The sequence below is a fragment of the Herbaspirillum lusitanum genome (assembly GCF_046025995.1).
Classification (GTDB): domain Bacteria; phylum Pseudomonadota; class Gammaproteobacteria; order Burkholderiales; family Burkholderiaceae_D; genus Herbaspirillum; species Herbaspirillum lusitanum_A.
The window spans coordinates 163,659-178,319 of sequence record NZ_JAQQFM010000002.1 but is presented as its reverse complement, the minus strand read 5'-3'; the positions used below and the strand labels follow the sequence as shown (position 1 = coordinate 178,319).

Sequence of the window (14,661 nt, the reverse complement as noted above, 5' to 3'; positions counted from 1 at the left end):
AACGGGTGGCCGGATTGCGCCCCCCGGGCTCAATCCGTTTCAACAAGCTCAGCAAATAAAAACCGCCATCATCTGCCTACTGCGCCCGTCGCTTCTGCGCATCGCGCTCCGCCTGCGCCTTTTCTTCCGACTGTTTCGCCAGCGGCTGCAACTCATTCAGATTCTGATCGCTCCAGCCGCCGCCCAGGGCCTTGGTCAGCAATACGCTGGCGGCCATGCGGCGGTTCAGGATGTCCAGCGCCGAACGCTCACTGGCCAGGGCGGTGGCTTGCGCGGTAATCACATTGACATAGCTCACGGTGCCGGCCTTGTACTGATTGTTCACCAGCGTGACGGCCTGACGCGCCGATTGCAGCGCTTCATTCTGCACCACGGCTTCCTGCTCCAGAATGCGCAGGCTGGCGAGGTTGTCTTCCACTTCCTGGAAGGCGGTCAGCACGGCTTGCTTGTATTCGGCCACGGTGGCGTCATAGGACGCCACCGCCTGGGCCGTCAGCGCGCGCTTGGCGCCGCCGTCGAAAATCGATTGCGCCAGTTGCGGTCCCAGCGACCAGACCCGGCCCGGCAGCGAAAACCAGTCGGCAAAGGTCGAGCTTTGATAGCCGCCTGAGGCCGACAGGGTCAGGCTCGGATAATAGGCGGCCTTGGCCACGCCGATCTGGGCATTGGCGGCAGCGGCGCGCCGTTCAGCCGCAGCGACATCGGGACGGCGCTCCAGCAGCATCGATGGAATACCATTGGGCACCGGCGGTGTGGCGGCTTCCAGCGGTGCTTTCGGCAGCGAGAAATTGGAGGGCGTCTTGCCGACCAGCAGCGCAATCGCGTGTTCCAGCTGGGCGCGCGAAACGCCGTTGTCGAGCGCTTGCGCCTGTGCCGTCTTCAACTGAGTCTGCGCCTGGATCACGTCGGACTTGGCGACGAAGCCGGCTGCGTATTGATTCTGGGTCAGCTGGTAAGAACGCTGGTAGGCCTCGACCGTGTCTTCCAGCAGCTTTTGCTGGGCATCCAGAATGCGCAGTTGCAGATAGTTTTGCGCCAGCTGCGCCTGCGCGCTGAGGCGGGCGGCGGCCAGGTCGGCTGCACTGGCCTGGGCGCTGGCTTCGCTGGCTTCGACATCGCGTCGCACCTTGCCCCAGACGTCGACTTCCCAGGCTGCATTCAAGCCGAAGCTGTAGGAATTGCGCACGCCGGCGCTGGACGAGCTCGACGAACTTGATACGCTGGAAGAACGCGAACGCGTGGCCGAGGCCGTGGCATCCAGCGTCGGCGAGTAGTTCGCGCGCGAACCCTGCACCAGCGCCATGGCGCGGCGGAAATTGGCTTCCGCCAGCGCCAGATTCTGATTCGAGATATCGATCTGAGCGATCAGCGCATTGAGTTGCGGGTCGCCGAACATTTCCCACCAGTTGCCGTTCAGCGCCAGCTCGCGCGGCTGCGCCGGTTTCCAGTCCTGCCCTTCCTTGAAGGCGGCAGGCGACTCGTCCATCTGCGGTCGCACATAGTCAGGACCGACCGAGCAGGCGCCCAGCAGCATGCTCAGGGACAAGGCCAGCAGCGCCGGTTTGAGTGCGCCAGGCATGGCTGAGGCATTTACTTTGATCTGCATCGGGTTGAATCTCGCGGTGTGTTTCATTTCATTCTCCGTGGCGGCCGGCATGGGCATGTATCTGCACATGCTTCAGGCCGCCGATGTTTCTGCGTGCTTGCGGCGGCCGAAGCTGCGATGGCCCCACAGGCGCAGGCGCTCCATATACAGATAGACCACCGGCGTGGTGTACAGCGTCAGCAACTGGCTCACCAGCAGGCCGCCGACAATCGAAATCCCCAGCGGCTGACGCAGCTCGGCGCCGTCGCCGTGGCCGATCGCCAGCGGGATCGCACCCAGCAAGGCCGCCATGGTGGTCATCATGATCGGGCGGAAGCGCAGTTTGCAGGCTTCGAAGATGGCGTCGCGCGGCGTCATGCCGCGATTGCGTTCGGCATCCAGCGCGAAGTCGATCATCATGATGGCGTTCTTCTTGACGATGCCGATCAGCAGGATCACACCGATCAGGGCGATCAGGCTGAAGTCGGTGCCGGTGACCAGCAAGGCCAGCAAGGCGCCGACGCCGGCCGAGGGCAAGGTCGAGATGATGGTGATCGGATGGATCAGGCTTTCGTACAGAATCCCGAGCACGATGTAGACCGCCAGCAGCGCCGTCAGAATCAACAGCGGCTGGCTGCTCATCGACGACTGGAAGGCGTTGGCGGTGCCGGCAAAGCTGCCGTGCACGGCAGTCGGCACACCCAGCCGCGCCAGCGCCACATTGATGGCTTCGGTCGCCTGCGACAGCGACACGCCTTCGGCCAGATTGAACGACAGCGTGGAGGCAATGAACTGGCCTTCATGACTGACGCCCAGCGCGGCGCTGGTCGGCGCAAAGCTGGCGAACGACGACAGCGGCGCCTGGCGCGAGACGGCAGTCGACAAGGTCTGCGACAGGCTGGAATTCGAGGCCAGCTTGCCGGCCGAGGTCAGCGTCGGCGGCGTGCTCAGCGCCGAGGTGGTCGGCGACAGATTGCTGGTGGCGGTCAGGCTGACATAGGTGTTCTTCAGCGTTTCCGGGCTTTGCCAGTATTGCGGCGCCGCCTCCATCACCACGTGATACTGGTTCATGCCGCTGTAGATGGTGGAAATCTGGCGCTGCCCGAACAGATCGCTCAGGGTCGAATCGATCAGTTGCGGCGTGGCGCCCATGCGGATCGCCGTTTCGCGGTCGATGGTGAGCGTGGTCTGCAAACCCTTGTCCTGCTGATCAGTGCTCACATCCTCAAGTTCCTTGAGATTGGAAAACGCCAGGCGGATCTTGGGCTCCCACACCCGCAGCAGATTCAGATCGTCCGACTGCAGCGTGTATTCATACTGCGAATCGCTCTGGCGCGCGCCGATGCGGATGTCCTGCACCGGTTGCAGGAACAGGTTGGCGCCGGCCACATGCGCCAGCTTGCCGCGCAGCCGGCCGATCACGCGGTCCGCCGAAATCTTGCGCTCCGACAGCGGCTTGAGCGTGATGAACATGTTGCCGGCGTTACGCCGGCCGCCGCCGGTGAAGGCCACCACATCCGACACCGCCGGATCTTCCTTGACGATGTCGATGAACTCGTTGAGCTTGACCTTCATCGCCTGGAAGGAGATCGCCTGATCACCGCGAATCCCGCCCACCAGCCGGCCGGTATCCTGCTGCGGGAAGAAGCCCTTGGGCACTACCTTGTACAGATACACATTGAGCACGATGGTGGCGAGCAGCACGATCATCATCAGCGGCGAAAAACGCAGCGCCCAGGTCAGCGAACGCTCATAGCCCAGCAGCATGTCGTTGAAGATGTTTTCGGTGGCGTCGTACAGCTTTTGCAGCCAGGGATGACGACGCCTTTTGATCTCCTCATCGCGCCGCGGATCGTGCCGCAACAGACGCGCGCACATCATCGGCGTAGTCGTCAGCGAAATCACCAGCGACACCAGAATCGCCACCGACAGCGTGATCGCGAACTCGCGGAACAGGCGGCCGACGATGCCCTCCATCAGCAGAATCGGGATGAACACCGCGATCAGCGAAATGCTCATCGACAAGACCGTGAAGCCGACTTCCTTGGCGCCCTGCAAGGCGGCCTGCACCGGTTTCATGCCGGCTTCGATATGGCGCGAAATGTTTTCCAGCACCACGATGGCGTCATCCACCACAAAGCCGGTGGCAATCGTCAGCGCCATCAGCGACAGATTGTCGAGACTGTAATCGAGCAGATACATCACGCCGAAGGTGCCGATCAGCGACACCGGCACCGCAATCGCCGGGATGAAGGTGGCGCGCGCATTGCGCAGGAACAGGAACACCACCAGGATCACCAGGCCCACCGACAGCATCAGAGTGAACTCGGTTTCCTTGAGCGATGCACGAATGGTCGGCGAGCGGTCCATCACCACTTTCATGTCGATGGCAGAAGGGATGGAGGCGTTCAGTTGCGGCAACAGCTCGCGCACGCTGTCCACCGTTTCGATGATGTTGGCGCCCGGCTGCCGGTTCAGGATCACCAGCACCGAAGGCTTGCCGTTGGCGGAGCCGGCATTGCGCACGTCGGCCACCGAGTCTTTGACCTCGGCCACATCGCGCACCCGCACCGGCGAGCCGTTGCGGTAAGACACGATCAGCGGTGCATATTCGGCGGCGGTCTTGGCCTGATCGTTGGCGTAGATCTGCCAGTTGCGGTCGCCGTCTTCCAGAATGCCCTTGGGGCGATTGGCGTTGGTGGCCGCCACCGCAGTGCGGACGTCGGCGCTGCCGATGCCGTATTTGTTGAGCGCGGTCGGATTGAGCTCGATGCGCACCGCCGGCTGCGAACTGCCGCCGACGCTGACCTGGCCGATGCCGCGCACCTGCGACAGTTTCTGCGCCAGGATGCTGTCGGCGGCGTCGTACATCTGGCCCTGCGTCATGGTGTTGGAAGTCAGCGCCAGAATCATGATGGGCGCATCGGCCGGATTCACCTTGCGATAGCTGGGACTGCTCGGCATGCCGGTCGGCAGCAGGCTGCGCGCAGCGTTCAGCGCGGCCTGCACGTCGCGCGCGGCGCCGTCGATGTCGCGCGTCAGTTCAAACTGCAGGGTGATGCGGCTGGAGTTCTGCGAACTGGTGGAGGTCATCTCGGTGACGCCGGCGATGGCGCCGAGCGCACGCTCCAGCGGCGTCGCCACGGTCGCGGCCATGGTTTCCGGGCTGGCGCCCGGCAACGAGGCCGAGATCGAAATGGTCGGGTAATCCACCTGCGGCAGCGGCGACACCGGCAGCAGGCGGAACGCCACCATGCCGGCCAGCGCAATGCCGATGGTCAGCAAGGTAGTGGCGATCGGACGCTTGATGAACGGGAGTGAAATATTCATGGTGTCCCGGACTCAGACTGCAGGCGGCAGCGGTGCAGGCTGGTGCGCGTCGCCATCTTCATCATCGCCGCGACCAAATTCACGCTGGCCGAAGCGCCGGCGCAGGCGGCGCGCCAGACGGTCGAAGGTCAGATAGATCACCGGCGTGGTGAACAGCGTCAGCACCTGCGACACCAGCAGACCGCCGACCATGGTGATGCCCAGCGGCTGGCGCAGCTCGGAACCGACGCCGGTACCCAGCATCAGCGGCAGCGCGCCCAGCAAGGCCGCCATGGTGGTCATCAGGATAGGCCGGAAGCGCAGCAGGCAGGCCTGATAGATCGCCTCGCGCGGGGTCTTGCCTTCGTTGCGCTCGGCTTCCAGCGCGAAGTCGATCATCATGATCGCGTTCTTCTTGACGATGCCGATCAGCAGAATGATGCCGATGATGCCGATGATGCCGAGGTCGGAACCGGAGATCATCAGCGACAGCAAGGCGCCGACGCCGGCCGAGGGCAAGGTCGAAAGAATCGTGATCGGGTGGATATAGCTTTCGTACAGCACGCCCAGCACGATGTACATGGTCACGATGGCCGCCAGAATCAGCCACAGGGTGTTCGACAGCGAAGCCTCGAAGGCCAGCGCCGCGCCCTGGAAGTTGGTCACGGTAGACGACGGCATGCCGATTTCCTTCTCGGCCGCCTTGATCACCTTGACCGCTTCACCCAGCGATGCGCCCTGCGCCAGATTGAAGGACACCGTGGTGGCCGGGAACTGACCTACGTGATTGACCACCAGCGGTGCGGTGCGCTCGGTGACGGTGGCGATGCTGGACAGCGGAATCTGCTTGCCGGCCGAGGTGACCAGGAAAATATGGTCCATGGCCTCAGGCCCGCGCTGAAATTCCGGCTTGACCTCCATCACCACGCGGTACTGATTCGATTGCGTGTAGATGGTCGAGATCAGGCGCTGGCCGAAGGCGTTGTACAGCGCGTTGTCGATGCCGGCGGTGGTGATGCCGAGACGCGACGCCGCATCGCGGTCGATTTCCACATAGGCCTGCAAACCGCGGTCCTGCAAGTTGCTGGCAACATCGGCCAGTACGGATTCCTGTTGCAGGCGCTCCACCAGTTTCGGCACCCAGGCGCTGAGCACCTTGGCGTCCGCATCTTCCAGCGTGAACTGGTATTGGGTGCGGCTGACGCTGTCTTCAATCGTCAGATCCTGCACCGGCTGCATGTAGAGCGTCACGCCCGGCACGTTCTGCGCCAGCTTGGGCTGCAGGCGGCGGATCACGTCGCTGGCGCTGACGTCGCGCTCTTCATGCGGCTTCAGATTGATGAGCATGCGGCCGCTGTTGAGCGTGGCATTGGTGCCGTCGACGCCGATGAAGGATGAGAGGCTTTCCACCGCAGGGTCTTGCAGCACGATCTTTGCCAGCGCCTGCTGACGCTGCCCCATGGCCGCGAACGACACCGATTGCGTGGCTTCGGAAATGCCCTGGATCACGCCGGTATCCTGCACCGGGAAGAAGCCCTTGGGCACGAACACATACAGCAGCACGGTCAGCAGCAAGGTACCGACCGCCACCATCAGCGTCAGTGCCTGACGCGCCAGCACCCATTCCAGCATGAGGCCGTAGCGCGCCACCACGCGGTCGAAGAAATCGCCGCTCTTGCGATAGAACCAGCCCTGTTCGTTGTCAGGCACGTGACGCAGCAGACGCGCGCACATCATCGGCGTGAGCGTCAGCGACACCACCGCGGAAATCAGAATCGACACCGCCAGCGTCACGGCGAATTCATGGAACAGGCGCCCCACCACATCGCCCATGAACAGCAGCGGAATCAGCACGGCGATCAGGGAAAACGTCAGCGAGATGATGGTGAACCCGATCTGCTGCGCGCCTTTCAGCGCTGCTTCCATCGGTTTCATGCCCTCTTCGATGTAGCGCGAGATGTTCTCGATCATCACGATGGCATCGTCGACCACGAAGCCGGTGGCGATCGTCAGCGCCATCAGCGTCAGATTGTTGATCGAGAAACCCGCCAGATACATGACGCCGAAGGTGCCCACCAGCGACAGCGGCACCGCCACGCTGGGAATGATGGTGGCCGGCACATTGCGCAGGAAGATGAAGATCACCATCACCACCAGCACCACCGACAGCATCAGTTCGAACTTCACATCCGATACCGAGGCGCGGATGGTGGTGGTGCGGTCGGTCAGAATCTGGACGTCGATGGCGCCCGGCAGGCTGGCCTGCAAGGTCGGCAGAATCTTCTTGATGCTGTCGACCACGGCGATCACGTTGGCGCCCGGCTGGCGCTGAATGTTGACGATCACCGCCGCCGATTCATTGGCCCAGGCGCCCAGACGCACGTTTTCGGCATCGTCCACCACGTCGGCCACGTCGGAAATGCGGATCGGCGCGCCGTTCTTGTAGGCGATGATCAGATTGCGGTATTCATCGGCCGAACGTAGCTGGTCGTTGGCGTCGATGGTGGAGGCGCGCGTGGGGCCGTCGAAACTGCCCTTGGCCTGATTGACGTTGGCGTTGCCGATGGCGGTGCGCACGTCATCCAGATTCATGCCCAGCGCGGCGACGGCGCGCGGGTTCAGTTGCAGCCGTACAGCCGGACGCTGGCCGCCCGACAGGCTGACCAGACCGACGCCCGACAACTGCGAAATCTTTTGCGCCAGACGCGTATCGATCAGATCCTGCACCTTGGGCAGAGGCATGGTTCTGGAGGTGACCGCCAGCGTGATGATGGGCGTATCGGCCGGATTGACCTTGCTGTAGACCGGCGGCATCGGCAGATCGGAGGGCAGCAGATTGCCGCCGGCATTGATCGCGGCCTGCACTTCCTGCTCGGCGATGTCGAGGTTGAGATCCAGATTGAATTGCAGCGTGATGACCGAGGCGCCGCCCGAGCTGGTGGACGACATCTGCTTCAGGCCGGGCATCTGGCCGAACTGGCGTTCCAGCGGCGCGGTGACCGATGAAGTCATCACATCCGGACTGGCGCCGGGATACAGCGTGACCACCTGAATGGTCGGGTAATCGACTTCCGGCAAAGCCGACAGCGGCAATTGCCGGTAGGCGACGATGCCGACCAGCAGGATCGCCAGCATCAGCAAGGATGTGGCAACCGGCCGCAGGATGAACAGGCGTGAGGGATTCATGCGCGCGCCTTATTTGCCGGCGGCCGGAGCAGGTGTCGGAGCTGTAGCAGCGGCGGGGGCAGCAGGGACAGAGGCGCCGCCTTCACGCTGACGCCGCAGTTCGGCCATTTTCTGGCGACGCTGGTCTTCCGGCAGCTTGCGGATTTCTTCGCCGAACTCGCCGGCGTCGATGCGCTTGTTAATCTCTTCCCAACGCTTCTGGCGTTCTTCAGGCGAAGCATTCTGAGCGTTCTGGGCGCTGGCATCCGCGCCTGCGCCGGGCTGAGCTTCACCGCGCTTGCCGTGGCGGCGCGCGCCCGGCCCTGCCTTTTCGGTCAGCTTGTTGGCCGGATCGTCGGCGCCGCCGCGCATCACCGCTTCCACCTTGGCGCCTTCGCGCAGGCGGTCGATGCCGTCCACCACCACCACTTCGCCGGCCTTGACGCCGTCATCGACCGTCGTCAGGTCGCCCTGCACTGCGCTGGTCTTGATGTTGCGCACGGTGACAGTGGAGTCTTCCTTGACCACATACACGAACAGGCCTTGCGAACCGCGCTGGATCGCCGCCGTCGGGATCACGGTGGCGTTTTCACGCGTATCGAGCTGCATGCGCACATTGATGAACTGGTTGGGGAACAAGGCGTAATCGGTATTCGGGAACTGCGCCTTCAGCTTGACCGTGCCGGTGGTGCTGTCGACCTGATTGTCGATGGTCAGCAGCATGCCGTCGGCCAGCTTATTCTTTTGCTCGCGGTCCCAGGCTTGTGCCGGCAGCTTCTTGCCGGCCTGCAGCTGACGCAGCACGGCCGGGATATTGTCTTCGGGGATGCTGAACACGGCGGTGATCGGCTGCACTTGCGTGATGATCACGATGCCGGTGCTGTCGCCGCTGCTGACCATGTTGCCGACGTCGACCTGCTTGAGGCCGAGGCGGCCGCCGATCGGCGCGGTGACGCGCGAATAGGTCAGGTTCAGGCGGGCGCTGGCGACCGTGCCCTGATCAGCCTTGACCGTGCCTTCATATTGCTTGACCAGCGCCGCCTGAGTATCGACCTGCTGGCTGGCGATGGAATCCTGATCCAGCAGCGTGCGATAGCGCTTCAGATCCAGCCGGGCGGCATTGAGCTGGGCCTGATCGCGCGCCAGCTGACCTTCGGCCTGCGTCAGTGCGACCTGATAGGGACGCGGATCGATTTCGGCCAGCAGATCGCCGGCCTTGACCAGTTGGCCTTCCTTGAAATGCAGCTTCATCAGCTGGCCGTCGACACGGCTCTTGACGGTGGCAGTTGAGGTCGGGGTGACTGCGCCCAGACCATACAGATAGATATCGACGTTCTGCACCTTGGCGGTGGCCACGCCGACCGGCATGGTCATGGCGCCGAAGTTGGCGCCGGGGCCGCCTTTTCTGGCGCCCGGAGCGGGACGTCCGCCCATGCCCTGCATCGCCTGGGCCTGTTCGATCTCGGCCTGGCGCTTTTGCCAGTATTTGTAAGCGCCGCCGCCCACCAGCAAAACCACGATGACCCAGAACCACCAGCGCCGCAAAATGCTTCCCCGAGCCGGGGGACGGCGATCCCGATGATTTCCGCCCTCGCCGGAGGATGTTGGATTATCGGATGCGTGCTGCCCGGAATTCGGAGTATTTGTCATTTTGGGAAACCAACGTACTAACTGATCACAGGGAAATTGCTCTAAAAAACATCGGATGCCGTCCTGAAGCGACGGCAAACTCAATTGCCGCGCGCAAGCCGCTATCCGATATTTTCTGGTTGCGACTGGCGCCTGCTCAGGCCGCCAGCCATGCTTCGGATCCGGCATTGTTTCATCGCCGGATTACCGCCGCGTTACTACTGGTCACTGCTCAATTGCATATGAAATAAGGGTCGGGCGCGTGGCGCCTGGCTGGCGCACCTGGTTCCGCCGACCTCAGGCAGCCCCGGCTGCCTCCCTTGCTTTTTGCGGGCGTATTTTTCTCAACTGTCCGGCTCGATGACATCGACATCTTTTCAAGCCGCAACCCGCGCAGATTCGAATCAAAATCCGAATTACAAGGAAGCTGGCAGTGTACCCAGCAAATGCGCACTACGCCAAGGACAACAGCTGGCAAAAACGGGCTCAAATCACGGCCAGTGCCAAGATGTGAGAAAGCCTTGCACACGATGGTGCAAGGCTTTCTCATTTTCAGCGGTCAAACCTGCTTACCAGACGATCAACGGGCTGGTGCGGGTGCACCATCGGCGGCCGGCTTGTCGCCCTTGTGCGGGCCCTTGTGCTCACCCATCGGACCGTGACGACGTTCGAAACGGTGACGTTCCATCTTTGCGAACTCGGCATCGAAGGTCTTTTGCTGCTCAGGCGACAGCGCGGCGTAGAACTCCTTGGTCGCAGCGATATGCTGCTCGGCGCGCGCCTGGCCCTTCTTCATCATGTCCAGGCGACGATCCAGGCGTTCGGGAGTGGTCAGCTTGGCCCACTCTTCCTTGTTCGGACGTGCCGCCGGATCAGGACGTTGCGGCGTAGTCTTGTCGATGAAGGTCTTCCAGGCGCTTTCCTGCGCGGCGGTGATCTTCAGCTTGTCGTGCAACTGGGCCTGATGCTTGGCGCGCATCTGCTGGAATTTGGCAATCTGCTCGGCGGTCGGCGCCTTCCCGCCCGGACCGCCGTGCCCCTCCATACCGCCCGGCGGCATCTGGGCAAACGCTGCCAGGCTTGCCAGTCCGATGCTGGCTGCCGCCAGACCCTTCAGTACGCGATTTTTAAAATTCAACATGGTGTATTCCTTTCGTGATCATCTTGCTGCTTGGAACTGCTGATCCGCACCGTGGTGCGCATCTCTTGGTGCTCGGTAGTGCGTCTTGCGTCTTGGCACGGTTCCCATTAAACCGGCGGCGTGTATCGGGCATCTTTCCGCTGTGGCGCAATTTGTATCGTTTTGTATATGCGCAGGCCCTGCTTGTATCCTTGTTTGTAGAATGCGGACCTTGATATCCCAATATACAAATCGGCCTTTTGGGCTTTACACATTTGGGCATAATGCAAAGCATGGATACAAATACTCACATTCTGGTAGTCGATGACGACCGCGAAATCCGCACGCTGCTGGCGGAATACCTCGACGGCAACGGTTTTCGCACCCTGACCGCCACCAATGGCGCCGAAATGCGCAAGGTGCTGGAGGAGTCGCGCATCGATCTGATCGTGCTGGATCTGACGCTGCCCGGCGAAGACGGCCTGACCCTGTGCCGCAATCTGCGCGCAACGTCGAACGTGCCGGTGATCATGCTGACCGCGCGCGGCGAGCCGCTGGATCGCATCCTCGGCCTGGAAATGGGCGCCGACGACTACCTGGCCAAACCCTTCGAGCCGCGCGAATTGTTCGCGCGCATCCGCAGCGTGCTGCGCCGGACCCAGGCGCTGCCGCCCAACATGGCGCAGCTGGACGCTTCGGCCATGCGCTTCGGCCAGTGGACGCTGGATCTGACCGCGCGCCATCTGCTGAATCAGGACGGCGTGGTGGTGGCGCTCTCGGGTGCGGAGTTCCGCCTGTTGAAAGTATTCCTCGATCATCCGAACCGGGTGCTCAACCGCGATCAGTTGCTGGAACTGACGCAAGGCCGCGAAGCCGACCCTTTCGACCGCTCGGTCGATATTCAGATCAGCCGCCTGCGCCAGAAACTGGGCGACGACGCACGCACCCCCGCCATCATCAAGACCGTACGCAATGAAGGCTATGTGCTGGCCACTACCGTGAGCACGGAATCGGCGCGATGAAGAATTTTTTCGATTCGATCGCCAACCGGGTCTTTGTGATCCTGCTGGCGGGCATCGTGGTATCGATTGCCGCCACCACCTGGCTGGCCTCGAATGAACGCAAGAGCACGCTGCGCGAATTGCGCTTCCAGCATCTGGCCGAGCGCATCGAGCAGATCGTCTGGTCGGTCGACGACATTCCGCCGGCCCAGCGCGAAATCGTGCTGCAGGCGGCCGGCAATTTCGGCTTCGAAGCCAATATCGCCAGCGACGCCAAAGAGATCGGCAGCAGTGTCAGCACCGGCCCCTTGATCGACATACTGAAAGAACGCTTGGGCCGCGACCGCCAGATAGCGGTGCAGCGCGAAACCAATTGCGCCTCGCGCATCCTGCCGCCGGAAGCGCGCCGCGCCGCCGCTCAGGGACGCGAACTCAGCACGCCGGTGGCGCCGATGCCGCAGCGCGAAACCTGCCGTGTGGTCTACGTCAGCCTGCATGATCAGGCATTGTTGCGCCTGCGCCTGCACATGCCGGGTGAACCGCCGCCCGGACGCGGCCGCGGCCGCGACAGTTTCTCGCCGGATGGTCTGCCGTATGTGGTGCTGTTTCTGGTGCTGATCGCCATCCTCGCGTATCTGGTCTCCAAAATGGCGGCGCGCCCGATTCGCCGTCTGGCCGACGCCGCCTCCGATCTCGGCCGCGATATCGACCGCGCGCCGCTGGCCGAAACCGGCCCCACCGAAATCCGCCAGGCGGCGCATGCCTTCAATGCCATGCAGGCGCGCATCCGCCGCCAGATTCAGCATCGCACCCATATGCTGGCGGCGATCACGCACGATTTGCAGACGCCGCTGACGCGGCTGCGCCTGCGGCTGGAAAAAGTCGGCGAGCCGGAATTGCAGCAAAAGCTGATCGACGATCTGGGCGTGATGCAAGGCATGGTGCGCGAAGGACTGGATCTGGCGCGCAGCATGGATTCTTCCGAAAAGATTCAGGCGCTGGACATCGATTCGCTGCTCGACAGCGTCTGTGCCGATGCCGCCGATGCCGGCCAGGATGTGAGCTTCGAAGGCAGCACGCGCGCCTTCGTCATGGCGCAAACCGGGGCGCTGCGCCGGTGCCTGACCAACCTGATCGACAATGCCTGCAAATACGGCCAGCGTGCGCGCGTCAGCGTCAGCCTCATGCCGGAACAGCAGCGCATCGCCATCCGCATCCGCGACAGCGGGCCGGGCATTCCCGAGGCCGAACTGGACGCGGTGTTCGAACCCTTCTACCGACTGGAAACCTCACGCTCGCGCGACACCGGCGGTACCGGTCTGGGCCTGACCATTGCGCTCAACATCGCCGAAAATCATCACGGCCGGCTGACGCTGCGCAATCCGGCCGAAGGCGGCCTGGAGGTCATGCTGGATCTGCCGGCGATACAGCCGGGCAAGGCACGCAGCGGCTGAAACACCCAGCCCACGGCGCCAGCAAAAAGGCCGCATCCTGATCGGGATGCGGCCTTTTTCATTGAAACGGCACGTCGTGGAAAAACGAACTCAGCCGAAGTAATTAAGACCCAGCGCGGCATTCACTTCCGACATGGTCTGCGCTGCCGCGGCGCTGGCGCGCTCGGTGCCGCGCTTGAGCATGGCCAGCACTTCGCCTCTGTCCTTGGCGTAGTGTTCGCGACGTGTGCGGATCGGTTCCAGCATGTCTTGCAGGATGCCTTCCAGACGACGCTTGACGGCGCTGTCGCCGAGACCGCCGCGCGCGTAATGCGCCTTGAGTTCGGCCACTGCCGCCTGATCCGGATCGAAGGCGTCGAGGAAGGAAAACACCACATTGCCTTCGACCTGGCCCGGATCATCCACGCGCAGGTGGTTGGGATCGGTGTACATACGATGCACGGCCTGCTTGATCTCGGCCGGCGATGCGCCCAGCGCAATCGCGTTGCCCAGCGACTTGCTCATCTTTGCCTTGCCGTCGATACCCGGCAGGCGCGCGGTTTCGGACAGCACTTCCTTGCACTCGACCAGCACTTCGCGCTCGACCGTGGCGTTGAAGCGGCGCACCAGCTCATTGGTCTGCTCGATCATCGGCAACTGATCGCTGCCGACCGGCACCAGTTGGCCCTTGAAGGCGGTGATGTCGGCGGCCTGGCTGACCGGATAAGTCAGGAAACCGGCCGGAATGTCGCGCTCGAAGCCGCGCAGACGGATTTCTTCCTTGATGGTGGGATTGCGTTCCAGACGCGACACCGTGACCAGATTGAGCAACACCATCGACAGCTCATACAGCTCGCGCACCTGCGACTGGATGAAGATGGTCGATTTTTCCGGGTCGATGCCGACGGCGAGATAATCCAGCGCCACTTCCAGCACATTGTCGGTGACTTTCTGGTGACGGCCGACGTTGTCGGTCATGGCCTGGGTGTCGGCCAGCAACAGGAATTGCTGAGCGGTTTCCTGCAGCGCTACGCGCGACTTGAGCGAGCCGATGTAATGGCCGAGATGCAGCGGGCCGGTCGGGCGGTCGCCGGTCAGAACGATGGGACGTGCGGTGGAGGCTGAAGCGTTCGAAGACATGGTTATTCCTGTTCCGTGGTATCCGGAATGTCGCCAGTCTTGCGGTCTTGACTTGGAAAAAACAATGCCGCCAGAACCGGCGGCATCACATGATCAAGCTGTGTGAAAACGGGCCGCCAAAATCAGGCGCGCCACCAATGCTGAATCTTTGCAAAATGAAAGGGAAAATGCATGGCCGCGAGTATAGCACCGCCGGGCGCGGGATGTGGCGGTGCAGCGGCCTGCCCGGCGCAAAAATCGGCGGCGCAAAAGCAAAAACCGCATCCGGGGATGCGGTTT

General features: G+C 62.7%; 9 protein-coding genes. 3 read left to right on the top strand and 6 right to left on the bottom strand.

The features are described from left to right. Positions 1 to 76 precede the first annotated feature (76 nt). From PQR62_RS03830 to PQR62_RS03815, 4 genes are all read right to left on the bottom strand, one after another. Entirely contained in the window at positions 77 to 1,579 is a 1,503-nt protein-coding gene (locus PQR62_RS03830) for an efflux transporter outer membrane subunit (RefSeq protein WP_408155724.1), read from the bottom strand. A gap of 99 nt (positions 1,580 to 1,678) precedes the next feature. Beyond that, positions 1,679 to 4,915 (bottom strand): efflux RND transporter permease subunit, encoded by a 3,237-nt coding sequence (locus PQR62_RS03825; RefSeq protein WP_408154987.1) that lies wholly within the window; start codon positions 4,913 to 4,915, stop codon positions 1,679 to 1,681. A gap of 12 nt (positions 4,916 to 4,927) precedes the next feature. Then, on the bottom strand, positions 4,928 to 8,080 hold the full coding sequence (locus PQR62_RS03820) for an MdtB/MuxB family multidrug efflux RND transporter permease subunit (protein WP_408154985.1): 3,153 nt from the start codon (positions 8,078 to 8,080) through the stop codon (positions 4,928 to 4,930). Positions 8,081 to 8,089: 9 nt separating this feature from the next. Further along, positions 8,090 to 9,709, bottom strand: coding sequence for an MdtA/MuxA family multidrug efflux RND transporter periplasmic adaptor subunit (locus PQR62_RS03815; RefSeq protein WP_408154983.1), 1,620 nt, complete (start codon positions 9,707 to 9,709; stop codon positions 8,090 to 8,092). Here PQR62_RS03815 and PQR62_RS03810 point away from each other — a divergent pair. Then, positions 9,676 to 9,939: a hypothetical protein gene (locus PQR62_RS03810; protein ID WP_408155752.1), complete on the top strand. Its 264-nt coding sequence runs from the start codon at positions 9,676 to 9,678 to the stop codon at positions 9,937 to 9,939. The two genes, PQR62_RS03815 and PQR62_RS03810, sit on opposite strands and share 34 nt — an antisense overlap. A gap of 329 nt (positions 9,940 to 10,268) precedes the next feature. On the opposite strand, the gene PQR62_RS03805 is transcribed toward PQR62_RS03810, so the two are convergent. Continuing rightward, positions 10,269 to 10,829 carry a Spy/CpxP family protein refolding chaperone gene (locus tag PQR62_RS03805; protein ID WP_408154981.1) on the bottom strand — a complete coding sequence of 187 codons (561 nt, stop codon included), beginning with the start codon at positions 10,827 to 10,829 and terminating at the stop codon, positions 10,269 to 10,271. A 272-nt stretch (positions 10,830 to 11,101) separates the two neighbouring features. On the opposite strand from PQR62_RS03805, the gene PQR62_RS03800 reads away from it, so the two are divergent. Beyond that, positions 11,102 to 11,830: a response regulator gene (locus PQR62_RS03800; RefSeq protein ID WP_408154979.1), complete on the top strand. Its 729-nt coding sequence runs from the start codon at positions 11,102 to 11,104 to the stop codon at positions 11,828 to 11,830. Next, positions 11,827 to 13,263, top strand: a complete 1,437-nt coding sequence (locus tag PQR62_RS03795; protein ID WP_408154977.1) for an ATP-binding protein — start codon at positions 11,827 to 11,829, stop codon at positions 13,261 to 13,263. Before PQR62_RS03800 ends, PQR62_RS03795 begins: the two co-directional genes overlap by 4 nt. A gap of 90 nt (positions 13,264 to 13,353) precedes the next feature. Here PQR62_RS03795 and trpS read toward each other — a convergent pair whose 3' ends face one another. Beyond that, positions 13,354 to 14,382 (bottom strand): tryptophan--tRNA ligase, encoded by a 1,029-nt coding sequence (trpS, locus tag PQR62_RS03790; RefSeq protein WP_408154975.1) that lies wholly within the window; start codon positions 14,380 to 14,382, stop codon positions 13,354 to 13,356. Positions 14,383 to 14,661 lie beyond the last annotated feature (279 nt).